Consider the following 21,119-nt stretch of genomic DNA (forward strand, 5'->3'; position numbering starts at 1 on the left):
GACCTGCCGGCGGCGGCTGCCGGACAAATCAGGTAGACTCGCTGCCGTGGCCCTGCCACTGGAAGGCCTGATCGTCGCCGATCTCACCCAGAACGTCGCCGGCCCCTTCTGCACCCAGATCCTGGGGGACATGGGCGCGGACGTGATCAAGATCGAGCCCCCGGGGCGCGGTGATGACGCCCGGGCCTGGGCTCCCCCGTACTGGGGCGACGAGAGCGCGACCTTTCTGAGCCTCAACCGCAACAAGCGCAGCCTGGCCCTCGACGTCAAAGCCTCGGGCGGTCTGGAGGTGCTGCGGCGGCTGGTCGCGCGCGCCGACGTCTTCGTGCAGAGCCTGCGGGCCGGGGTGGTGGCCCGGCTGGGGCTCGACTTCGCCGGCGCCGGCGCGCTCAACCCGCGGCTCGTGTACTGCTCGATCACGGCGTTCGGCACCCGGGGCCCGTTGCGCGACCTGCCCGGCTACGACCCGATGATGCAGGCCTACGGCGGGCTCATGTCGGTCAACGGTCATCCCGGGCAGGAGCCGGCTCGCGTCGGGACCTCCATCGTCGACATGGGCACGGGCATGTGGGCGGCGCTGGGCATCGTGGCCGGCCTGCGCCAGCGGGAGGCGACGGGACGCGCCGTGGAGGTCACCACCGCGCTGTTCGACACCGCGCTCATGTGGGTCTGCTATCACGTCATGGGCTATCTCGGCTCCGGCACGGTGCCCACGCCCCAGGGATCGAGCACGGCGATGATCGCGCCGTACCAGGCGTTCCCCGCCGCCGACGGTCACGTGATGATCGCCGCCGGCTCCGACGCCATCTTCGCCCGCCTGGCCCAGGCCCTGGGGGCGCCGGAGCTGGCCGCCGACGAGCGGTTCCGCGACAATCCCGGCCGCGTTCGCCACCGCGCGGTCCTCGTCGACGCGCTCTCCGCGCGCACCCGCGAGCGCAAGGTCGCCGACCTGGTGCACGCGCTCCGACGTCATGGCGTCCCCGCGGCGCCGGTCCTCGCCATCGACGCCGTCCTGGCCGAGCCGCACACCCGCGAGAGCGGGATCCTGGTGACCGCGACGCACCCCCGCCTGGGTGAGCTCACCGGCGTGGGGCTTCCCATCCAGTGGGACGGTCGCCGCCCCGACGTGCGGCGGGCGCCGCCCGGCCTGGGCCAGGACAGCGAGGACGTCCTGACCTGGCTCGGCTACACGCGCGACGACGTGCGCGGGCTCCGCAGCCAGCGCGTCATCGTATGAAAGCGCACGGAGCCACGCCGCACCTAGAACAGCCCACCCTCGGCCTTAGCCGAGCTGGCGGACCCCGCTACAAATGACCTATCGTCACCTGCTGGTGGACCGCACGGACGATGGGTATGTGGCGACGGTCACGCTGAATCGGCCCGAGCAGATGAACGCGCTGAACACGGCCATGGGGGAAGACCTCCTGGCGTGCTTCCAGGCGCTGGCCCGGGATGCCCAGGTCCGGTCGGTCGTCCTCACCGGCGCCGGCGATCGCGCCTTCTGCGCCGGCGGCGATCTCAAAGAGCGCAACGCGATGACCGACGAGGCCTGGCGGGCCCAGCACGTCATCTTCGAGCAGGCCGCCTTCGCGGTGCTGCGCTGTCCCGTGCCCGTCATCGCCGCCGTGGAAGGCTTCGCGCTGGCCGGCGGCTGCGAGCTGGCCGTGCTCGCGGACTTCATCGTGGCCAGCGAGACGGCCGTCTTCGGGGTGCCGGAAACCACGCTCGGCATCTTTCCCGGCATTGGCGGCACCCAGCTCCTGCCCCGCCTGCTGGGGGCGCCGCTGGCCAAAGAGCTGATCTTCACGGGGCGGCGGATGAAGGCCGACGAGGCCAAGGCGACCGGTCTCATCAACCACCTCGTGCCCCGCGGCCAGGCCCGAGCGCTGGCCCTGGAGCTGGCGACGACCATCGCGGGCAACGGTCCCGTCGCCGTGCGCCAGGCCAAGAAGGCGATCGCCTACGGGCTGGAGACCGATCTCGACACGGCCATGATCCTGGCCATCGAGGCCTACAACGCCACCGTCCTCACCGAGGACCGCCGGGAAGGCGTGCGGGCGTTCAACGAAAAACGCAAGCCGCAGTTCAAAGGAAGGTAGTCATGGCGGTGATCAACCTCACCCTCACGGACGAGCAGCGGGCCCTGCGCGACGGCGTGGCCGAGATCTGCAAGCGCTATCCGGGCGAATACTGGCGGGCGCTCGACGCCCGCCGCGAGTATCCCGAGACCTTCGTCGACGACCTCACCAAGGCCGGGTATCTGGCCGCCCTCATCCCCGAGGCGTACGGCGGCGCCGGCCTGGGGATCATCGAGGGCAGCCTCATCCTCGAGACGATCCACGCCAGCGGGGGCAACGCCGCCGCCTGTCATGCCCAGATGTACATCATGGGCACCCTGCTGCGGCACGGCAGCGAGGCCCAGAAGCGGGCCCACCTGCCGAAGATCGCCAGCGGGGAGCTGCGCCTGCAGGCCTTCGGCGTTACCGAGCCCAACGCCGGCTCGGACACCACCAAGCTGCAGACCACTGCCGTGCGCCGCGGCGATCGTTACGTGGTCAACGGCCAGAAGATGTTCATCTCGCGCGTGCAGCAGTCCGATCTCATGCTGCTGCTGGCCCGCACCACGCCCGTCGACCAGGTCAGGCGCAAGACCGAAGGCTTGTCGGTGTTCCTCGTCGACATCCGGGGCATCAAGGGCCTCGAGGTCCGCCCACTGCGCATGATGATGAACCACTCCACCAACGCGCTGTTCTTCGACAACATGGAAGTCCCGGCCACGGCGCTCATCGGCGAGGAAGGCAAGGGCTTCGCCTACATCCTGGACGGCATGAACGCCGAGCGGATCCTGGTGGCCTCGGAGTCCATCGGGGACGGTCGCTGGTTCGTGGACAAGGCGGCGGCCTACTCGGGCCAGCGCGTGCTGTTCGGCCAGCCCATCGGGGCCAACCAGGGCGTGCAGTTCCCCATCGCCCGGGCCCACATGGCGGTGGAAGCGGCTGCGCTCATGCGCAACAAGGCGGCCGCGCTCTTCGACGCGGGCGAGCCCTGCGGCCCCGAGGCCAACATGGCCAAGTTCCTGGCCGCCGAGGCGGCCTGGGAGGCCGGCAACGCGTGCATCGACTGCCACGGCGGCTACGGCTACGCCGAGGAGTACGACGTGGAGCGCAAGTTCCGCGAGTGCCGTCTCTACAAGACGGCCCCGGTCAACAACAACCTGGTGCTGGCCTACATCGGCGAGCACGTGCTCGGCATGCCGCGCTCGTACTGAGCCCGCGCGCCGCCGTCTAGGACAGCTTCCCTCCGGCGTCCTGCGTCGGCTGCACGGACACGACCCGCGCGCCAGCGTCGCGCAGCGCCGCCAGGAACCGCTCGCCGAACGTCGCGAGCTTCCAGTCACCCACGCCCTTGACGTCCCGGAACTGCTCGGGGGTCGCTGGCCGACGCCGCGCCATGTCGCGCAACGAGGCGTCGGAGAAGATCAGGTAGGGCGGCACGCCGCGCTCCTCGGCGACTTGACGCCGCAGCGCACGGAGCGTCTCGAACAGCTCGCCGTCAGACACCTCGGCCGCACGATCGACACGGCCCTCGCGTGTCGGGCCCCGTGCCGGCGCGGGACCGACGGGCGCCGGAGCCTTGCCCGCGGTGGTCAGGGGAGCCGGACGGCTCTCGCCGCCCAGCGCCCGGCGACCGCTCTCGGTGATGAGCAGCGTCGGATACTCGTCGTCCGAGCGCGCCAGGTGACCCTGGGCCATGAGCTGATCGATCCACGCGCGCACCTGGCTCTTCTTCTCGCCCCGCAGGGTTCCGTAGGCCTCGAGCCGATCGTGGCCGAGCTGGCCGATGCGGCCGGTGGCGGCGCCGGCCAGAACGTCGGCGACGTGGGTGGCGCCGAAGCGGCCGCGGAGCTCGGCGACGCCGGCGAGGATCTTGAGCGCCACCGAGCCGGCGTCGTCGGCCGCCACCGTCTCGCCGAGACAGACGTCGCAGGCGCCGCAGCTCGAGCCCTCGTAGGGCTGGCCGAAGTAGGTGGCGAGCGCCCGGTGCCGGCAGACCGCGTCCTGGCAGAAGGCGTACATCTCGCCGAGCTTGCGCAGGGCGGCCGGCGGGGGCTCGACGCCCCCGGCGGTGAGGACGGACTTCCAGAGGCCGTAGTCGCTTCCGCTGTGCAGCAGCAGGCACTCGGCCTCGAGGCCGTCTCGGCCGGCGCGGCCGGCTTCCTGCTGGTAGTGCTCGAGGGACTTCGGCATCCCGGCGTGGATGACGTAGCGCACGTTGGAGCGGTCGATGCCCATGCCGAAGGCCACGGTGGCCACCACGATGTCCGCCCGTTCGTTGACGAAGGCGTCCTGATTGGCCCGCCGCTCGTCGTCGGCCAGCCCGGCGTGGTAGCGGAGCGCCCGCAGGCCGCGACGGGCGAGCGCGGCGGTCACCTCGTCCACCTCGGCACGTCGGATGCAGTAGACGATCCCGGCCTGCCCGCGGTGGCGCCCGATCGCGGCCAGCACCTGGGCCAGCCGGTCGGTCCGCGCCTGCACGCGATACATGAGGTTAGGCCGATCGAAGGAGCCGACGAGCACCGCGGGATCCCGCAATCGGAGCTCGGCCACGATGTCGGTTCGCACCGGTGGCGTGGCCGTCGCCGTGTACGCGTGCACGGCCACGTCGGGAAACGCCTCGCGCAGCACGCGCAGCTGCCGGTACTCCGGCCGGAAATCGTGGCCCCACTGGCTGATGCAGTGCGCCTCGTCCACCGCGAAGAAGGCCGGCCGAGCCCGGCCCAGCCGCTCGAGGAAGCCGTCCATCACCAGCCGCTCCGGCGCCACGTAGAGCAGCTGGTGGCGACCGGCGGCCAGGCCCGCCGCGACCGCGGCGCGCTCGGCGCCGCTCTGGCTGCTGTTGAGAAAGGCCGCTGGCACGCCCGCCTGGGCGAGGCCGTCGACCTGGTCCTTCATGAGGGCGATGAGCGGCGACACCACGACGGCCAGGCGACGCAGGTACACGGCGGGCGCCTGGTAGCACAGTGACTTGCCGCCGCCCGTGGGTAGCACGACGACGGAGTCCCGCCCGTCGAGAACGCACGCGATGGCCTCGCGCTGCAGGGGCAGGAAGCGATCGTAGCCCCAGACGCGGTTGATGGTCTCGTGCAGGAACTCGGTCTGGATGATGGCGCGATCATAGCCGACCGGGCCCGTCGGGCCTAGTGTGGACGCTTTCTGACGCTGCGCTGGAGGGCGATCGATCGGCTATGGTGGAGGGAAAGGAGGAGCGCGATGGCCACCCACTCGAAGACCCGTCACGCCGTCCAACGACTCCGCCGTCTGGCACGTCGGCGCCGGGAGGCCGAGCTGAAGCAAGCCCGGCTCAGAACGAGCGACCAGCGTCCACCGTCGCGCCCGGCGTAGCCTCGGCCGGCCGCATGACGAGGACGGGCGACCGGCGTACCCATCTGTCGATGATCCGCGGGTTCCACCTGGCGGACTTCCTCACGCTCGGCAACGCCGCCTGCGGCGTGCTCGCCGTCTTCGCGGTCATGCGGTACGTCGAAACGGGCGATCTCCAGCGGCTCCTGATCGCCACGGGGCTCGTGCCGCTCGCCCTCGTCCTGGACATCCTGGACGGGCGGGTCGCTCGCGGCCGCAGGCGGCACTCCGCCATGGGGCGCGAGCTCGACTCGCTGGCCGACGTCATCTCGTTCGGCATGGCCCCCGCAGCGATCGCCTACGGCGCCGGGATGAAGGGGCTGTGGGACGTCGTCATCCTGGTCTACTTCGTCGCCTGCGGCGTCAGCCGGCTGGCCCGCTTCAACGTCACGGCCGAAGAGCTCGCCGCCGGGACGGACAAGGTCGAATACTTCGAGGGCACTCCCATCCCGACCAGCGTCGTCCTGGTCCTGATCGTCGCCGTCTCAGCCTGGTTCGGCCGCCTCGGCGACGCCCTCGTGTTCGGCGCGGTTCGCCTGGGTCCCGGGCAGCTTCACCCCTTGACCTTGCTCTGGGCACTCTCCGGCTCGCTGATGGTCAGCAAGACACTCCGCATCCCGAAGCTCTAGCGCTGGGCCGCCACGGCATCGCGCTACCGTCTCTCTCGCGGAGAGTCCAGGTAGCGCAGCAGGTCGGAGTCGGGCCGGAGCACGATCGTCGTCTCCGGCGAGAAGACCCGTTCGTACGACTCCAGCCTCCGGAGAAAGCCGTAGAAGACGGGATCGCGCCCGAAGGCCTGCCCGGTGACGGCGGTGGCCTCCGCGTCCCCGGCGCCCCGCAGCCCCTGGCTCTCCTGATACGCTTTGGCGAGGATGATCTCCCGCTGCTTGTCGGCGTTGGCGCGGATCTCCCGCCCCTTCTCCTCGCCCTCCGCGCGGTAGCGCAGCGCGATCCGCTGGCGCTCGGCCTGCATGCGGGCGAAGACGCTGGCCTGGACCTCGGGCGGCAGGTCGGCCCGTTTCACGCGGACGTCGAGCACGTGCACGCCGAAGGGCGCCGACAGGGTGCGCGCTTCCGTCGTCACCGTCTCCATGATGGTCTCGCGCTTCTCGCGTATGATCTCCTTGAAGATCTCCTTGCCCACTTCCTGCCGGAGCCGGGCCGTGATGATGTCGTCCAGGCGCGCCATGGCACCCCGCTCGTCGCGAACGGTCCGGTAGAACTCCAGCGGGTCCACGATCTCCCAGCGCGAGATGTGATCGATCAGCAGGCGCTTCTTGTCGAGGGTGAGATACTCGGCGCCCCCCGTGTCGGCGGCCAGGACGCGTCGGTCGAAGAAGGTGACCGTGTGCACGACGGGCAGCTTCCAGTACAGCCCCGGCTCCCGCACGGTGCGGATCGGCTGGCCGAACTGCGTCACGATCGCCTGCTGCCACTCGGGCACCACGTAGGTCGCCCCGCCGAGGACGGTGGTCACGAGCACGACGATAGCGATCCGCCAGGCCATGATCATCGCCCTCCCGTGGTCGCCGCCGGCTTCGAGGCCGGGGCGCCGCTGTTGGTCTTGGCCGCCGGCGCCTCGGGCAGGAAGGTCCCCAAAGGCAGCAGCGGCACCACGCCGGTCCGATCACCGCGCGAGTCGACCACGACCGTCTTCGTGCGCGGCAGCACGCGATCGACCATCTCGAGGTACAACCGGTCGCGCGTGACGGCCTCGGCCTTCCGGTACTCGGCGAGAATGCGCAGGAACCGGTCGGCGTCGCCGCGGGCGCGGATCAGGCGCTGCTCGCGATACGCTTCGGCGGCGCGCAGCATCTGGACGGCCTCGCCCCGGGCCTTGGGCACGACGCCCTCGGCGTAGCCCTCGGCCTCCTTGATGAGACGTTCACGATCCTCCCAGGCCCGCACGACGTCATGGAAGGCCTCTTGGACCTCCTGGGGCGGATCGACGACGAGCAGGCGGGCCTCGGTGACGAGCAGCCCCGTGCCGTACAGGTCCAGCAGCTCCTGCAGCTGCTTCTTGACGCGGTCCTGCACTTCGACCCGGCCCTCCGTCATCGTGTAGTCGATGTTGGTCTCGCCCACCGCGGCCCGCAGCGCCACCTCGGCCGAGGAGTGCAGCGTGAGCTCCGGATCGCGGGCCCGGAACAAGAACTTCTGCGGATCCCGGACGAGGTATTGGACGAAGAGCTGGACGTCGACGATGTTCTCGTCGCCCGTGAGCATCAGCGACTCGCTGGGGATGGGCCGGGCGCCACCGCGGGTGGAGCGGAAGCCGACCTCGACCCGGCGCACCGTGGCGATGTCCACGATGCGGTGGGACTGGATCGGCGCCGGCAGGCGGTAGCGCAGCCCCGATTCCGTCTGCCCGACGACGCGACCGAACAGGAGGACGATGCCCCGCTCGCCGGGTCCGACGATGTACAGACCGGAGGCGAGCCACAGGACCACGATGACAGCGGCGGCGGCGGCGAGAAGCCGGCGGCGGCCCCAGCGCTGCACGACACGCCGCAGGGGCTCGAGCTGCTCGTTGAAATCGGGTATTCCCTGGCGTGGTGGCCAGCTGCTCATGTTCGAATCCTCCCTGATGACCGATGCTCGTGAACTGGAACCAGCGCGCCCGCCCCGCGGTGACCACGACGTCCCGCAAAGACGCCAGCGGGCAGCGGCGCTCTAGGCGACGGGGCGGAGGAAACCGCTCAGTGGTCTTCGGGAGACGGGGCAGGGGCGTGGAGCGGCAGTTGCGCCCGCGTCGCTCGAGCCCGGCGGAAACGGGGCATCGGAGGCGTGGGCGCGCGGCCGGGCGCGACCGGGCGCTCCGACAGGGCGGCGCGCTCGGCCCCCCGCGCCGGCGGCAGCGGGGGTGCGTCGTCGGGGCCGCGCAAGCGGTCCGCCTGGCGCACCTCCACCGAATCCTCCACGCCAAAGCTCAGCGCGCCTGGAAGCATCGGGTTGGAGACATCGAGCGACAGGTACACCGCGACGAGCAGCGCCAGCCGGGACAGGTTCATCCCGGGCATTGTACGCTGCTCCCGGGTCGGAGTCAGCCGGGCCGGGTCGTCCCGGTCGCGCCCCTCCCCGGAGCTACTTCGCCACGAACGCGCGCAGCATCCAGGCCATCTTCTCGTGCTTCTCCATCAAGCCGGTGAGGAAGTCATTGGTGCCCGCGTCCCCGTGCTTGTCCATGACGGCGACCAGGTCGGCCCGGAGCTGCCGGATGACCGTCTCGTGGTCGGCCAGGAGGTCGCCGAGCATCCCCCGGGCGTCCGGATACTCCCCGGGGCGCTCCCGCAGCCGGGTCGTCTTGACGAATTCGGCCAGCGTGCCCACGGCCTTGCCGCCCAGGGACGTGGCGCGCTCGGCCACCTCGTCCACGATGTCGTTCAGCTCCTCGTATTGAGCCTCGAAGAACTTGTGCAGATCGTTGAACTGCGGGCCGACGACGTTCCAGTGATAGTTCCGCGTCTTGGTGTAGAGCACGTACTCGTCGGCGAGCACGGCATTGAGGACGGTGACGACGGCGTCACGCTTGTCGTTGGGAATGCCGATGTTGACGTTCATGGCTGCCTCCGATCTCTTGGATGTCCACCAGCGGCCGCGGGATTCCGCCATGTTAGACTCACGGGCACCCGGGCGCCCCCGGCGCCCGGGGGACCAATGATGCCATGAAGCTTCCGGCGCGCGTGGTGATCTGCGAGGTGGGGCCTCGGGACGGCTTCCAGATCGAGCCGGACTGGATCCCGACCGAGCACAAGGTCGAGGCGGTCGATCTCCTCTCGGCCGCCGGGCTGCCCCGTATCGAAGTGACCTCGTTCGTGCATCCCAAGGTCGTCCCCCAGCTCCGCGACGCCGAGGCCGTGATGGCCGCCATTCGGCGGCGTCCAGGCACCCGCTACGCGGCCCTGGTCCCCAACGACAAAGGGGCCGTGCGCGCCATCGACGCGGGCGTCGACGAGCTACACACCGTCGTCTCGGCCAGCGAGAGCCACAATCTGGCCAACGTCAACATGACCATCGCCGAGTCCCTGGCGAAGCTGGAGGCGGTCATGCAGGTCGCCCGGCGGGCGGGCGTCCCCGTGGGCTGCGGGATCTCCACATCGTTCGGGTGTCCCTTCGAGGGCGAGGTGCCGCTGGCCCGGCTGGAGGGCATCGTGCGCCGTCTGGTCGATCTCGGGGCGCGCGCCATCGCGCTGGCCGACACCACCGGCATGGCCAACCCCCGGCAGGTCCAACGGACGTTGGAGCGCCTGATGCCGCGGTTCGCGGGCATCGAGTGGGTCCTGCACACGCACGACACGCGGGCCATGGCCATCGCCAACATCCTGGCCGCGATGGAGTGCGGCGTGACCGCGTTCGACGCCTCCATCGGCGGCCTGGGCGGCTGCCCGTTCGCTCCCGGGGCCTCCGGCAACGTGTGCACCGAGGATCTCGTGCACTGCCTGCACGCGATGGGCGTGGAGACGAGCATCGACCTCGACCGTCTGATCGCGGCGTCGCGGCGCGTGCAGGACATCGTCGGCCGCGTCCTGCCCGGTCAGATCGTCAAGGCCGGCCCGTGGCAGCGCCGCTACCCGGTCCCCGACGTCGTCGCCTCCCGCCGCCCCCGCTCCGAGTGACCCGGATGGCGCCTCGGATGCTCGCGCTGATGGACCGGCGCCGACGCCCCGAGCGTCAGCCGGCTCGGGCCAGCGGGCGCGGGGCCGGGCCGACGTACTCCGCCCGCGGCCGGATGAGTCGGTTGTCGGCGAACTGCTCCAGCGCGTGGGCGCACCAGCCGGCCACGCGGCCTGCCGCGAAGACCGAAGTACAGAAGTCGGGCGGGAGCTCGAGCGCGTCGTAGACCACCGCCGAGAAGAAGTCCACGTTCACCGGCAACGCCGTGCGCGCGCGCATGGCCTGGTACACGCCCTCGGCGACCTCGAAGAGCCGCGCCCGGCCCGTCGCCGCCGCCATGGCCTGCGCCATCGAGCGCAGCACGCGGGCCCGCGCGTCGTCGACGCGGTACACGCGGTGACCGAACCCGGGGATGCGGGCGCGGGGGTCGCTGCGCTCGCGCCGGCCCAGCGCCGCGTGAGCGCCGAGCCGGGTGGCGACGAACGCCTCGGCCCGGCCGGGATCGCCGATGTCGCGCAGCATGGCCAGGACGTCCTCGTTGGCGCCGCCGTGGCGAGGGCCCTTGAGCGTGGCCACCGCCGCCGTCACGGCCGCGTGGAGGTCGGCCAGGGTGGCGACGGCCACGCGCAGGGCGAACGTGGAGGCGTTGAACTCGTGGTCGGCGTGCAAGGTGAGCACGACGTCGATCACCCGCTCGACCTCGGGCGACGGCCATTCCCCGCGCAGCAGATAGAGGAAGTGGGCGGCGTGGGAGCCTTCGCGCCGGGCCGGGACGATCTCGCGCCCGGCCCGGATCCGCTGCCAGGCGGCCACCGTCTCCGGCACCAGGTTCATGAGCCGGACCGCCTTTCTCAGGTTGGCCTCGGAGTCGCCGGCCCGCGCGTCCGGATCCACGCTGGCCGCCAGGGAAACCGCCGTCCGCAGAGCGTCGAGCGGATGGGTATCCCGGGGCAGCGAGCGCAGCAGATCGGCCACCGCAGCGGGTAGCCCGCGCGCGGCGGCCAGGCGCTGCCGGAACTCGGTGGCCGGCGTCGTGAGCTCGCCGAGCCACAGGAGCGCGGTGACGTCCTCGAAGGGCACGGCCCCGGCCAGCTCGCCGATCTCGTACCCGCGGTAGTAGAGCCGCCCGGCTGCGCCGTCCACCTGACAGATGGCCGAGCGCGCAGCGATCACGTCCTCCAGACCCGTCTTCCACTCTGCCGCCATCGTCGTCCCTCCCCCGGCCGGCATCCTGGCGTGACGCCCCGCCGGCGACCGTGGCTCTATATTACATGATTTATATTGATACAACAGTACTCGGATGGACCTGGGGCCCGGTCCCTGGTACGGTGGGACGCGATGGTCGTCCTCGAGGGGGAGGAGTTCCTGACGGTGAAAGAGGCCGCCCGCCTGCTGGGGATCAAGCCCGCCACCCTCTACGCCTACGTGAGCCGGGGCGTGCTGCGCAGCTACCGGCAGGGGATCAAGCGCCAGCGACTGTACCGGCGCGCGGAGGTCGAGGGGCTGCTCCGGCTGGCCCCGAGCGGCGGGCGCAGCGCCGGGAAGGTCCGGCGCCGGCGGCCGGTAGACATCCCGCTCGCCGAGTCCTGGATCCGGGACTGAAAACGCGCCGATGAAGCTGGGCGCCTACATCATCCCGGGGCGCGACGTGCCGGCCGCCGTCGCGCTGGTCGCGCGCGCCGAGGCGCTCGGGTATGAGAGCGTCTGGGTCACGCACGGTCTGGGCCGGGACTCCTTCCTCGTGCTCCAGGCGTACGGCGCGGCCACCACGCGAATTGGCCTGGGCAACGGGGTCGTGCCCATCTATCCTCGCCATCCCGTGGCGATGGCGCAGGCCGCCCTCACCCTGGCCGAGGCCACCCAGGAGCGCTTCCGGCTCGGCATCGGCGTGAGCCACCGCGCCTCCATGGAAGCGATGCTGGGTCTGAGCCTGCAGGAGCCGCTGGCGGTGATGCGCGAGTACGTCGCCGTCCTGCGCGGCGCCCTGGGGGCGGGCGCCGCGTTCGCGGGGAAGCACTTCCGCGTGCGCTGGAGCATGGGGCTCCCCGTCCGCCCACAGGCTCCGCCCGTGCTGCTGGCGGCGCTGTCTCCGCGCATGCTGGAGCTGGCCGGGGAGATCGCCGACGGTGTCGTGCTCTGGCTCACCCCGCCCGGGTACGTGCGCGACGTGGCCGTGCCCGCGCTCGAGCGCGGGCGCCGGCGGGCCGGCAAGACGCTGGACGGATTCGAGATCGTGGCCGCGGTGCCCCTGGCCATCACCCACGACCACACCGCCGCGCTGGCCGCCTTCCGCGCCGAGCTCACGCGCTACCTCGAGCAGCCCTTCTACCGCGCCATGCTGGCGCGCGCGGGGTTCGCCGCGGCGCTGGCACAGTTCGACCGCGACGGCCAGCCCCCCGTCGAGCTGGCCCAGGCGCTGGGCGCCGTGGGCGGGGCCGAGGCGGCCCACGCCTACGTCCAGGCCTACCGGGAGGCCGGGGTGACCCTGCCGGCGGTGCGCCCGGTCACCTTTCCCGACGCGCCGTGGTACCAGCCGACCCTGGAGGCGGCCGCGGGATGGTGAGGGCCGGGTGGCTGTCGCTGGCGGCCCTGCTCGTCGCCTGCTCCTCGCAACCGAACGCCGCGGGCGGCCTTCCCGCCGAGCCCGGAGCCGAAGTCCGCTACGTGGCGCTGGGTGACAGCACGGTCGAGGGGGTCGGGGCCAGCCGCCGCGAGCTCAATTACGTGAGCCGCATCCACGCCCGGTTGCGCGAGCGATACCCGGCCGCCGTGATGCGGAATCTGGGCGTGGGCGGCGCCACCTCCGCCGACGTGCGCGACCGGCAGCTTCACCCCGCCGTCGAGTTCCGCCCTCACCTGGTCACGCTCTCGGTCGGCCCCAACGACATCACGCAGGGCGTGTCCGTCCAGCAGTACGAGCGCAACGTGCGGACGACCCTCGAGACGCTGTCCCGGAACACCCCGGCCGTGATCGTGGTCAACCTCCTGCCCGATCTCGGCGTGACCGGGCGCTTTCGCGGCAGCCCGCACGCCGAGCGGGTCACCCGGTTGTCGGTGGAGTTCAACGGGGCGCTCCGGCGAGCCGCCGGGCGGTACGGCACCGAGCTGGTGGACCTCTACACGGCCAGCCGGCAGGAGGTCCCCCGGCACCCCGAGCTCCTGTCCCGAGATGGGTATCACCCCTCCGACGCCGGCTACGCGCGGTGGGCCGAGCTCATGTGGCGGGGCATCGAGAAGAGGATGAACCGCGGCGGCTGAGGGCGGCCCGCCCACCCCCAGGAGATCACCATGGAGTGGCTCAGCACCGACGGCCTCATCGCGCTGATCGCGCTCACCGCGATGGAGATCGTTCTCGGCATCGACAACATCGTCTTCATCACCATCCTCACCGGCCGCCTGCCGCCGTCGCAGCGGTCGCTGGGCCGGCGCCTGGGGCTGGCATTCGCGCTGGGCACCCGGATCGTCCTGCTGTTCGCCATCACCTGGATCATGGGACTCACTGCGCCCCTCTTCACCCTGCTCGGGCGCGCGATCTCCGCGCGCGACCTGATCCTGCTCGCCGGCGGCCTCTTCCTCATCTTCAAGGCCACCCACGAGATCTACGAGAAGGTCGAGGCCGACGAGCCGCACCGGCGCGGCGGCGATCGAGCCGGGCTGATCTGGGTGGTGGCCCAGATCGCCGTGATCGACCTCGTCTTCTCGCTGGACTCGGTGATCACCGCCGTGGGCATGGCCGAGCACCTCATCACCATGGTGATCGCCGTGGTCATCGCCATGATCGTGATGATGCTGGCCATCAACTCGGTGAGCGGCTTCGTGGAGCGGCATCCCAGCGTGAAGATCCTGGCCCTGGCCTTTCTGCTCCTCATCGGGGTGATGCTGGTCGCCGAGGGCATGGGCCGGCACGTCGAGAAGGGCTACATCTACTCGGCCATGGCGTTCTCGCTCTTCGTGGAGATGCTCAACCTGCGCTACCGGGGCCATCGCCGGCGCTTGCGGGCCCAGCGCGCGTAACGTTCTCTCGGCCCGGCCGATAGTAGCGCAAGCCGCGCGCGACGGCGTCGCGCCACTCCGGGGAGCCGTGAATGCGGGTGAGCGGCACCGGATGAGCGGGGTCCGGACGCTCGGCCTGTAGCGCCTGCCCGTACCAGGCCACATCGTGCCAGGCGCCGAGTTTGTAGCCGACGCCGCGATAGACGCCGACCGCCTGGAAGCCCACCGCTTCGTGCAGACCGACGCTGGCCGGGTTGGGAAGCGTGATACCGGCGTAGGCTTTGAAGTAGCCCTGCGAGCGCAGCACGTCGAACAGCGTCGTGTAGAGCGCCCGGGCGACGCCGCCGCGCCGGTACTCGGGTGCGACGTACACGCTGGTGTCGACCGCCCAGCCGTAGGCGGCCCGGTCCCGATGCTGGCTCGCATAGGCGTAGCCGGCGATGACCCCGTCCGCGTCGAGCACCAGCCAGGGCAGCCGGGGGACCAGCCCGAGAATCCGCGTCGCCATCTCCGCGGCCGAGGGCGCCCGGTCCTCGAACGAGACGGCCGTCGCCTCGCAGAACGGGGCGTAGATCGCGGCCACGGCCGCGGCGTCGCCGGCCTCGGCCAGTCTGATCGTGGCCGGCATCTTACTGACGCAGGCCCGTCTCGGCCAGGAAGGCTTCGATCTGGCGGGGCAGGCCGAAGATGCGGATACGGTCGCCGGGGCGCAGGATGGTCTCGGCGTCGGGGCTCATCACGACCACCCCGTCCGGCCGCTCGATCCGCACCACCACGATGCCGAAGCGTTCCCGCAGCCGCGCCTCGGCCAGCGGTTGATCGGAGATCCCGTCGCTGCCCACCCTGATCTCGCGGACCTCGGGCAGTCCCTGGCGCGCCTGGCGAGCGCGATCCGGCTCGCCGCTCAGCGCCTCGCGCAGCACCTCCAGATAGGCGATCAGGCTGTCCTTGGGCAGCGCGAGATGGCCCAGGCCGTGGCGAATGAGGGTGAGGCCGGCTTCCAGCTCGGGCTGGATCACCTCGGTGGCCCCGGCGGCGCGCAGCGCCTCGTCGGCGGCGCGGTTGTGGGCACGCGCCACGATGGGGACCCTGGGGTTCAACGCCCGGGCGCTGCGCACGGTCAGCCCGGCCTGCTGGTCGTCCGGCACGGTGACGACGACCAGCGCCGCGTCCTCGGCATCCGCGGCCTCCAGGATGCGACGCTGGGCGGCGTTGCCGAAGATGCACGGCAGCTTCCGCGCACGCAAGCCCTTCACGATGTCGGGATTCATCTCGATGACCACGTACGGGAGGTGGAACGTCTCCAGGGCCTCGCCGACCGCGCTCCCCACCCGCCCGTACCCGCACAGCACCACGTGATCCTGCAGCCGGCTGGGGAGCTCGGACAGGGCCGTGGAGGGCCTCCGCAAGCGTCCCTCGGCCGCCCACTTGGACGCCACCCGCACCAGGCCGGCGTTCATGAGAATCGTCAGGAGCGAGGCGCCCAGGGTGGCGTTGTAGATGTCGTCGCCGACGGCGCCCACGCTGCGCGCCACGTGGACGAGCACGAACGAGAACTCACCGATCTGGGCAAGCCCCAGGCCGACCAGGATCGCCACGGACACCGGATAACCGAACAGCCACGTGATGGTGGAGCGGATGGTGAGCTTGCCCAGGACGATCAGGCCGACCACCAGCGCCAGCAGCGCCGGCTGGGAGAGCAGCTGAGACGGATCGAGCAGGACGCCGAGCGTCACGAAGAAGAAGGCCACGAACACGTCGCGGAGCGGAAGCAGGCGGGCCAGCGTCTCGTGAGCGTAGTCGGAGCCGCTGATCGTGAGCCCGGCCAGAAAGGCCCCCAGGGCCAGCGAGAGCCCGACGGCCTGGGTGAACGCCGCCAGCCCCAGGCCCACGCCCAGGGCCACCAGCAGGAAGAGCTCGGGGTTGCGGGTGCGGGCCACCCGCGTCAGGAGATGGGGCACTGCCCGGGCCGCCAGATAGGCGAACGGAATCAGGATGACGGCCGCTCGGAACAGGGCCAGGCCGATCTCGCCCAGGTCGCGCCCCTGGAACGCGCCGAGAGCCGGCATGAGCACGATGAGGACCACGACGGCAAGGTCCTCGGCCAGCGCGGTGCCGATGAGGATTCGGCCGTGGCGGGAGTGTAGCTCGCCCCGGTCGAGCAGCAGTCGGATGAGCACCATCGTGCTGCTGACGGAGATCACCATGCCGACCGCCGCGCCTTGCAGCAGGGGCGCGCCCAGCAGGCCCCAGACTCCCATGGCCAGGCCGATCGTGAGCAGGATGCCCAGGGGGCCGCCCACGAGCGCCACCCACTTCACACGCCCCAGGTCCTTGAGGGTGAACTCGATGCCGATGGAGAACATGAGGAGCACGACCCCGATCTCGGCGAAGAGCTCGAACGTACGGATGTCCGAGACGGAGGGCCCCGGCGTGAGCGGACTCACCAGAACGCCGCCCAGGACGTAGCCGAGGATGAGCGGCTGCCGCGCCAACCGCGCCAGCGTCCCGCCCAGAACGGCGGCGGCGAAGACCAGCGCCAGATCGACAAAAAATGCCGGGTGCGTGACCATGCGCTCCGCGGGCGGTGCCGGGCCCGCGCGAGCATGATACTGTAATGTCGCCGGGCCGACGCGCATGAGCCTCACCGTCCTCACCAACGCCTTCCTCATCGACTGCACCGGCCGCGATCCCGTCGAGGGCGCGGCGCTCGTCGTCGAGGACGATCGCATCAAGGACGTCGCGCCCGCCGGCCGGGTCGGTCCCCTACCGGGCGCCGTCACCACGCTCGATTGCCGGGGCGCCACGCTGATGCCCGGGCTCACCGACGCCCACGTCCACATCTGCGCCGTCACGGAGAACGTCCTCGAGCAGCACCGGCACTACCCGCCGAGCTACATCGCCGCGCGGGCCATGCGTCGGGCCGAGGAGTGCCTGATGCAGGGCTTCACCACCGCGCGCGACGCCGGCGGGGCCGACTCCGGCTTCCGGCTGGTCCTGGAGGAGGGCCACTTCCACGGCCCGCGCCTGTTGGTCTCGGGCCACTACATCTCGCAGACGGGCGGCCACGGCGACGTGCGGCGCCCGGCCGAGACGACCGGGCCGGTCGACTGCTGCCTGGGGATGATCGGCGCCATCGCCGACGGGGAGGACGAGGTGCGCCGAGCCGTGCGGGAGCAGCTCCGGCGCGGCGCCGACCAGATCAAGGTGATGGCGTCGGGCGGGGCCATGTCGCCGGCCGACGAGCTCGACACCACCCAGTACTCGGTGGCCGAGCTGCGAGCCGCCGCCGAAGAGGCGCGAGCGGCCGGCACCTATGTCCTGGCCCACGCCTACTCCGACAGCGCCGTCCGGCGCGCCGTCGAAGCCGGCATCCGCTCCATCGAGCACGGCAACCTGATCGGCGAGGCCGCCGCCCAGGCGATCCACGGAGCGGGGGCGTTCCTCGTCCCGACCATGGTCACCTACGAAGCGATCTATCGGGAAGGCAAGCGCTACGGCATCGGCGATCACCAGATCCAGAAGATCGCCCTGGCCCGCGAGCAGAGCGTGCAGGGGCTGACCCACGCCTACCGGGCCGGCTGCAAGATCGGCTCGGGCTCGGACCTCCTCGGCGATATGGCGGCGCATCGGGCGGTCGAGCTCGAGCTCAAGGGCCAGGTCATGCGCCCCATGGACGTCTTGATGTCAGCGACGCGGGTCAACGCCGAGCTCTTCCGCATGGAGGATCGGATCGGGACGCTGGAGCCTGGCAAGTACGCCGACCTCATCGTCGTCGCCGGCAATCCGCTCCGCAACTTGAGGATCTTCCAGAACGCCGACAACCTGAAGGTCATCATCAGGGGCGGGCGTCTGATCAAGCAGGCGCTGTGAAGCGACCGGACACCCTCGATCTGCGGCTGGCCCCGATGGCGGGCGTCACCAACGCGCCGTTCCGGCTGATCGCCCGGGCCTGCGGCGCCGGGATGCTCACCAGCGAGGAGATCGACGCGCGCGCCCTCGTCGAGGGCAATCTGCGAACCGAGCTCCTCACCCGTTACCTGCCCGAGGAGCGGCCGCTGGCCTTTCAGCTCCTGGGCTGTGATCCGGACGTGCTGGCCGAGGCCGCTCGCCGCCTGCAGGCGCGCGGCGCCGACGCCATCGACCTCAACATGGGCTGCCCGGTCCCCAAGATCGTGGCCAAGGGACAGGGCGCGGCCCTGATGCGGGATCCGCTGCAGGCGGCCCTCGTCCTGCGCGCGATGCGCAAGGCCGTGGACGTCCCGCTGACCGTCAAGATGCGGGGCGGCTGGGACGAGGGCACGGTGAACGCGGCCGAGATCGCGCGCATCGCCGAGGCCGAAGGGGTGGACGCGCTCACCGTGCACCCGCGCACGCGCAGCCAGCAGTACACGGGCCGGGCCCCCTGGGACGTCCTCGCCGAGGTGGTCTCGGCCGTCGCCATCCCCGTCACCGGCAACGGCGACGTGCGATGCCGAGCCGACGCGCTGGCGATGACGCAGGCGACCGGGTGCGCCGCCGTCATGGTGGGGCGCGGCGCGCTCGGCGCGCCCTGGGTCTTCCGCCCGGCCCCGGCCGGCCGCGACGAGCGCGCCGGGATCATCCGGCGCCACTGCCAGCTGATCGGGACGCTTCTGCCCCCGCGAGACGCGCTGGTGCAGCTCAAGAAGCACCTGGCCTGGTACTCGGCCGGGCTGCCCGGCAGCGCGGGCCTCCGGGCGCAGCTCTTCGCCGCCTCCGACCCCGCCAGTGTGCAGGCGCTCTTCTGGAGCGCCTGGTAAGTCAGTCCGAACGGCCTCGCGCGGCGATCTGCCACACGTCGATCACCTGCGGACCCCGCACCACCCAGACGCGGTCGTAGAGGTTGAACGTGGGGTCGCAGTGTGGCGGGAAGAACTCGATGCGCTCGCCCAGCTGCGGCCGCCGGTCGGGATCGGTGACGGTGAGCCGGCCATGCTCGTCACCGGCGAACTCGTAGCTGATCCCCGGGCGTTCCACGGGCTCGGGCGGAAACGGCTTGTCGGTGGAGAAGGCCTTGAGCCCGGCGTCCACGACGGCCCGCGCGGCGGTCGGCACGCTGACGACGGTGGCCGCCACCGTCAAGGCCAGCTCGAAGTCGGTGAGGGCGTCGCCCCCACGCCCCCCGATCCGGCGATACTCGAGGTCCATCACGCAGTACGACCCCGACTGCAGCTCGGTGAGCCCGTCCAACTCCACGTCGATGTCGTAGGTGCCCGTCGACGCGCCGGCCACGATCTGGAGCGGTAGCCCGGCGCTCTCCAGCAGCGCGCGCGTCTCCATCAGCGGCGCCATGGCGGCCCGGGAGGCGTCCCTCCGGGCTTTCCAGCCGACCACGTGGGCGCAGTGCCCGGCATAGCCCTGCAATCCGCGCAGCCGCAGCGCGCGCTGTGCGGCCACCCGGCGGGCCAGGGCCAGCGCGGGCGCCCCGGGCGCCGCGCCGGTGCGGCGGCCGCCCACGTCGACGTCGACCAGCACGTCCAGGACGCGGCCGGCCGCGGATGCCGCCGCGGCCAGACGGTCCACGTTGTCCTCGTGGTCGACGACGACCATCGTGTCGGGCGCTTCGGCCAGCAGCCGCACCAGGCGGGTAATGGCCAGCGGCGCCACGATCTCGGTCGTGATCAGCAGGCCGCGGACGCCGGCCGCGGCCATGACTTCGGCTTCGCCGAGCTTGGCGCAGGCGACGCCCAGGGCGCCGGCGGCCACCTGGCGCCGGGCGATCTCGGGGCAGCGGTGGGTCTTGGCATGCGGGCGCAGGTGCTTGCCCGAGCGCCGGACGTGCTCGGCCATCCGGGTCAGGTTGCGCTCGAATCGGTCCAGGTCCAGGAGCAATGCGGGCGTGGGGATCTCGTCACGCATCATAGCCGGGCGCCCACTGTATCACGATGCCCGTGCTAGACTCGGCGCCATGCCCGGACGGCCGTTCCTGCAGATCCCCGGCCCCACGCTGGTTCCCGAGCGCGTCGTGCGCGCCATGTCCCAGCCGGTGATCGACCACCGGGGCCCGCGCTTCGAAGCGCTCGTCCGCGACTGCCTGGACGGTCTCAAGCGCGTGTTCCAGACCGAACGCGGCCACATCGCGCTCTTTCCCGGATCGGGCACGGGAGCCTGGGAGGCGGCGATCGTGAATACGCTCTCCCCCGGCGACCGGGTCCTGGCCTGCGTCAACGGCTTCTTCGCGGCGGGCTTCGCGCGGACCGCGGCCGCCTTCGGCCTCGACGTCGAGCGCCTGGAGGTGCCGTACGGCGCCGGCGGGCCCGTGGACCGCGTCGAGGCGCGCCTGCGCGCGGACGACGCCCGCGAGCTGCGGGCGGTGCTGATCGTCCACAACGAGACTTCGACGGGCGTCACCTCCGACGTGGCCGGCGTGAGGGCCGCGCTGCAGCGCGCCGGTCACCCCGCGCTGCTCCTCGTCGACACCGTCTCGTCGCTGGCGTCGATCGACTTTCGCTTCGATGCCTGGGGCGTCGACGTCGCGCTCACCGGACCGCAGAAGGGCCTGATGCTGCCACCGGGCATGGCGATCCTCGCGGCCGGCGATCGGGCGATCGCGGCCAGCGAGAAGGCCCGCTGCCCGCGCGCGTACTGGGACTGGCAGCCCGTGTTCGAGCGAAATCGACGCGGCCAGTTTCCCTACACCCCGGCCACCACGCTGCTCTTCGGCCTGCGCGAGTCCCTGGCCATGCTCGAGGAGGAAGGGCTGCCACAGGTGTTCGCCCGTCACGCCCGGCTGGCCGAGGCGTGCCGGCGGGCCGTGCGGGGCTGGGGGCTCGAGCTGCTCTGTCGGGACCCCGCGGCCTGCTCGAACACGATCACCGCGGTGGTGATGCCGCCCGGCACGGACGCCGACGCCGTCGTCGACCGGGCCTGGCAACGGCTCGAGCTCTCCCTGGGGCTGGGCCTGGGCGACGTCAAGGGCCGGGTCTTTCGGATCGGCCACCTGGGCAGCCTCAACGAGCTGGACTTGCTGGGAGGGCTGGCGGGTGTCGAGATGACCTTGAAGGAGCGCGGCCTGTCCTTCCGCCCCGGCGCCGGCCTCGCCGCTGCCCAGGAGTTCCTGCTCGGCTGATC

Annotated in this window: 21 protein-coding genes; 12 read left to right on the forward strand and 9 right to left on the reverse strand. The window is 71.6% G+C overall.

Annotated features, from left to right (window positions below; translation table 11 throughout):
* Nucleotides 1–46: 46 nt before the first annotated feature.
* The 3 genes from VFR64_01285 to VFR64_01295 all read left to right on the forward strand — a co-directional run bounded on the left by VFR64_01285 (nt 47) and on the right by VFR64_01295 (nt 3,268).
* The gene (locus VFR64_01285; protein HET9488376.1) at nt 47–1,237 is read left to right on the forward strand and encodes a CoA transferase; all 1,191 of its coding nucleotides are present in this window, start codon (nt 47–49) and stop codon (nt 1,235–1,237) included.
* Nucleotides 1,238–1,310: 73 nt separating this feature from the next.
* Nucleotides 1,311–2,099 (forward strand): enoyl-CoA hydratase-related protein, encoded by a 789-nt coding sequence (locus VFR64_01290; GenBank protein HET9488377.1) that lies wholly within the window; start codon nt 1,311–1,313, stop codon nt 2,097–2,099.
* Between the two features lie 2 nt (nt 2,100–2,101).
* Nucleotides 2,102–3,268, forward strand: a complete 1,167-nt coding sequence (locus VFR64_01295; protein HET9488378.1) for an acyl-CoA dehydrogenase family protein — start codon at nt 2,102–2,104, stop codon at nt 3,266–3,268.
* A 16-nt stretch (nt 3,269–3,284) separates the two neighbouring features.
* On the opposite strand, the gene recQ is transcribed toward VFR64_01295, so the two are convergent.
* Nucleotides 3,285–5,165, reverse strand: a complete 1,881-nt coding sequence (recQ, locus tag VFR64_01300; GenBank protein HET9488379.1) for a DNA helicase RecQ — start codon at nt 5,163–5,165, stop codon at nt 3,285–3,287.
* Nucleotides 5,166–5,416: 251 nt separating this feature from the next.
* Here recQ and pssA point away from each other — a divergent pair, with 251 nt between their 5' ends.
* On the forward strand, nt 5,417–6,049 hold the full coding sequence (gene pssA / locus VFR64_01305) for a CDP-diacylglycerol--serine O-phosphatidyltransferase (protein ID HET9488380.1): 633 nt from the start codon (nt 5,417–5,419) through the stop codon (nt 6,047–6,049).
* A gap of 23 nt (nt 6,050–6,072) precedes the next feature.
* Here pssA and VFR64_01310 read toward each other — a convergent pair whose 3' ends face one another.
* The 4 genes from VFR64_01310 to VFR64_01325 all read right to left on the reverse strand — a co-directional run bounded on the left by VFR64_01310 (nt 6,073) and on the right by VFR64_01325 (nt 8,981).
* Nucleotides 6,073–6,927, reverse strand: coding sequence for a protease modulator HflC (locus tag VFR64_01310; GenBank protein HET9488381.1), 855 nt, complete (start codon nt 6,925–6,927; stop codon nt 6,073–6,075).
* A gap of 2 nt (nt 6,928–6,929) precedes the next feature.
* Nucleotides 6,930–7,991: an FtsH protease activity modulator HflK gene (hflK, locus tag VFR64_01315; protein ID HET9488382.1), complete on the reverse strand. Its 1,062-nt coding sequence runs from the start codon at nt 7,989–7,991 to the stop codon at nt 6,930–6,932.
* A 128-nt stretch (nt 7,992–8,119) separates the two neighbouring features.
* Nucleotides 8,120–8,431 carry a hypothetical protein gene (locus VFR64_01320; protein HET9488383.1) on the reverse strand — a complete coding sequence of 104 codons (312 nt, stop codon included), beginning with the start codon at nt 8,429–8,431 and terminating at the stop codon, nt 8,120–8,122.
* Nucleotides 8,432–8,504: 73 nt separating this feature from the next.
* On the reverse strand, nt 8,505–8,981 hold the full coding sequence (locus VFR64_01325; GenBank protein ID HET9488384.1) for a DNA starvation/stationary phase protection protein: 477 nt from the start codon (nt 8,979–8,981) through the stop codon (nt 8,505–8,507).
* Between the two features lie 104 nt (nt 8,982–9,085).
* Between VFR64_01325 and VFR64_01330 the strand changes: the two genes are divergently transcribed.
* Nucleotides 9,086–10,036, forward strand: coding sequence for a hydroxymethylglutaryl-CoA lyase (locus tag VFR64_01330; protein HET9488385.1), 951 nt, complete (start codon nt 9,086–9,088; stop codon nt 10,034–10,036).
* Nucleotides 10,037–10,091: 55 nt separating this feature from the next.
* Here VFR64_01330 and VFR64_01335 read toward each other — a convergent pair whose 3' ends face one another.
* Nucleotides 10,092–11,240, reverse strand: a complete 1,149-nt coding sequence (locus VFR64_01335) for a citrate/2-methylcitrate synthase (protein HET9488386.1) — start codon at nt 11,238–11,240, stop codon at nt 10,092–10,094.
* A 132-nt stretch (nt 11,241–11,372) separates the two neighbouring features.
* Between VFR64_01335 and VFR64_01340 the strand changes: the two genes are divergently transcribed.
* Genes VFR64_01340 through VFR64_01355 form a run of 4 tightly spaced genes read left to right on the forward strand, consistent with a single transcriptional unit; the run spans nt 11,373 to nt 14,048 of the window.
* The gene (locus VFR64_01340) at nt 11,373–11,636 is read left to right on the forward strand and encodes a helix-turn-helix domain-containing protein (protein ID HET9488387.1); all 264 of its coding nucleotides are present in this window, start codon (nt 11,373–11,375) and stop codon (nt 11,634–11,636) included.
* Nucleotides 11,637–11,646: 10 nt separating this feature from the next.
* Nucleotides 11,647–12,597, forward strand: coding sequence for an LLM class flavin-dependent oxidoreductase (locus VFR64_01345; protein ID HET9488388.1), 951 nt, complete (start codon nt 11,647–11,649; stop codon nt 12,595–12,597).
* A complete protein-coding gene (locus VFR64_01350; protein HET9488389.1) occupies nt 12,591–13,292 on the forward strand; it encodes an SGNH/GDSL hydrolase family protein in 702 nt (233 codons plus the stop codon). The genes VFR64_01345 and VFR64_01350 overlap by 7 nt, the downstream gene beginning before the upstream one ends.
* A gap of 30 nt (nt 13,293–13,322) precedes the next feature.
* Nucleotides 13,323–14,048, forward strand: coding sequence for a TerC family protein (locus VFR64_01355; GenBank protein ID HET9488390.1), 726 nt, complete (start codon nt 13,323–13,325; stop codon nt 14,046–14,048).
* Here the strand turns inward: VFR64_01355 and VFR64_01360 are convergent.
* Both VFR64_01360 and VFR64_01365 read right to left on the reverse strand, forming a co-directional pair.
* On the reverse strand, nt 13,996–14,655 hold the full coding sequence (locus VFR64_01360; protein ID HET9488391.1) for an arsinothricin resistance N-acetyltransferase ArsN1 family B: 660 nt from the start codon (nt 14,653–14,655) through the stop codon (nt 13,996–13,998). The two genes, VFR64_01355 and VFR64_01360, sit on opposite strands and share 53 nt — an antisense overlap.
* Nucleotide 14,656: 1 nt before the next feature.
* On the reverse strand, nt 14,657–16,600 hold the full coding sequence (locus tag VFR64_01365) for a cation:proton antiporter (protein ID HET9488392.1): 1,944 nt from the start codon (nt 16,598–16,600) through the stop codon (nt 14,657–14,659).
* A gap of 64 nt (nt 16,601–16,664) precedes the next feature.
* On the opposite strand from VFR64_01365, the gene VFR64_01370 reads away from it, so the two are divergent.
* Together VFR64_01370 and dusB are read left to right on the forward strand one after the other, a co-directional pair.
* A complete protein-coding gene (locus VFR64_01370) occupies nt 16,665–17,900 on the forward strand; it encodes an amidohydrolase family protein (GenBank protein ID HET9488393.1) in 1,236 nt (411 codons plus the stop codon).
* Entirely contained in the window at nt 17,897–18,808 is a 912-nt protein-coding gene (gene dusB, locus VFR64_01375) for a tRNA dihydrouridine synthase DusB (GenBank protein HET9488394.1), read from the forward strand. The genes VFR64_01370 and dusB overlap by 4 nt, the downstream gene beginning before the upstream one ends.
* Before the next feature lies 1 nt (nt 18,809).
* On the opposite strand, the gene VFR64_01380 is transcribed toward dusB, so the two are convergent.
* On the reverse strand, nt 18,810–19,910 hold the full coding sequence (locus VFR64_01380; GenBank protein ID HET9488395.1) for a DSD1 family PLP-dependent enzyme: 1,101 nt from the start codon (nt 19,908–19,910) through the stop codon (nt 18,810–18,812).
* 46 nt (nt 19,911–19,956) lie between these two features.
* On the opposite strand from VFR64_01380, the gene VFR64_01385 reads away from it, so the two are divergent.
* Nucleotides 19,957–21,117 (forward strand): aminotransferase class V-fold PLP-dependent enzyme, encoded by a 1,161-nt coding sequence (locus VFR64_01385; GenBank protein HET9488396.1) that lies wholly within the window; start codon nt 19,957–19,959, stop codon nt 21,115–21,117.
* Nucleotides 21,118–21,119 lie beyond the last annotated feature (2 nt).

The organism is Candidatus Methylomirabilota bacterium, from assembly GCA_035709005.1.
In the GTDB taxonomy this organism is placed as follows: domain Bacteria; phylum Methylomirabilota; class Methylomirabilia; order Rokubacteriales; family CSP1-6; genus 40CM-4-69-5.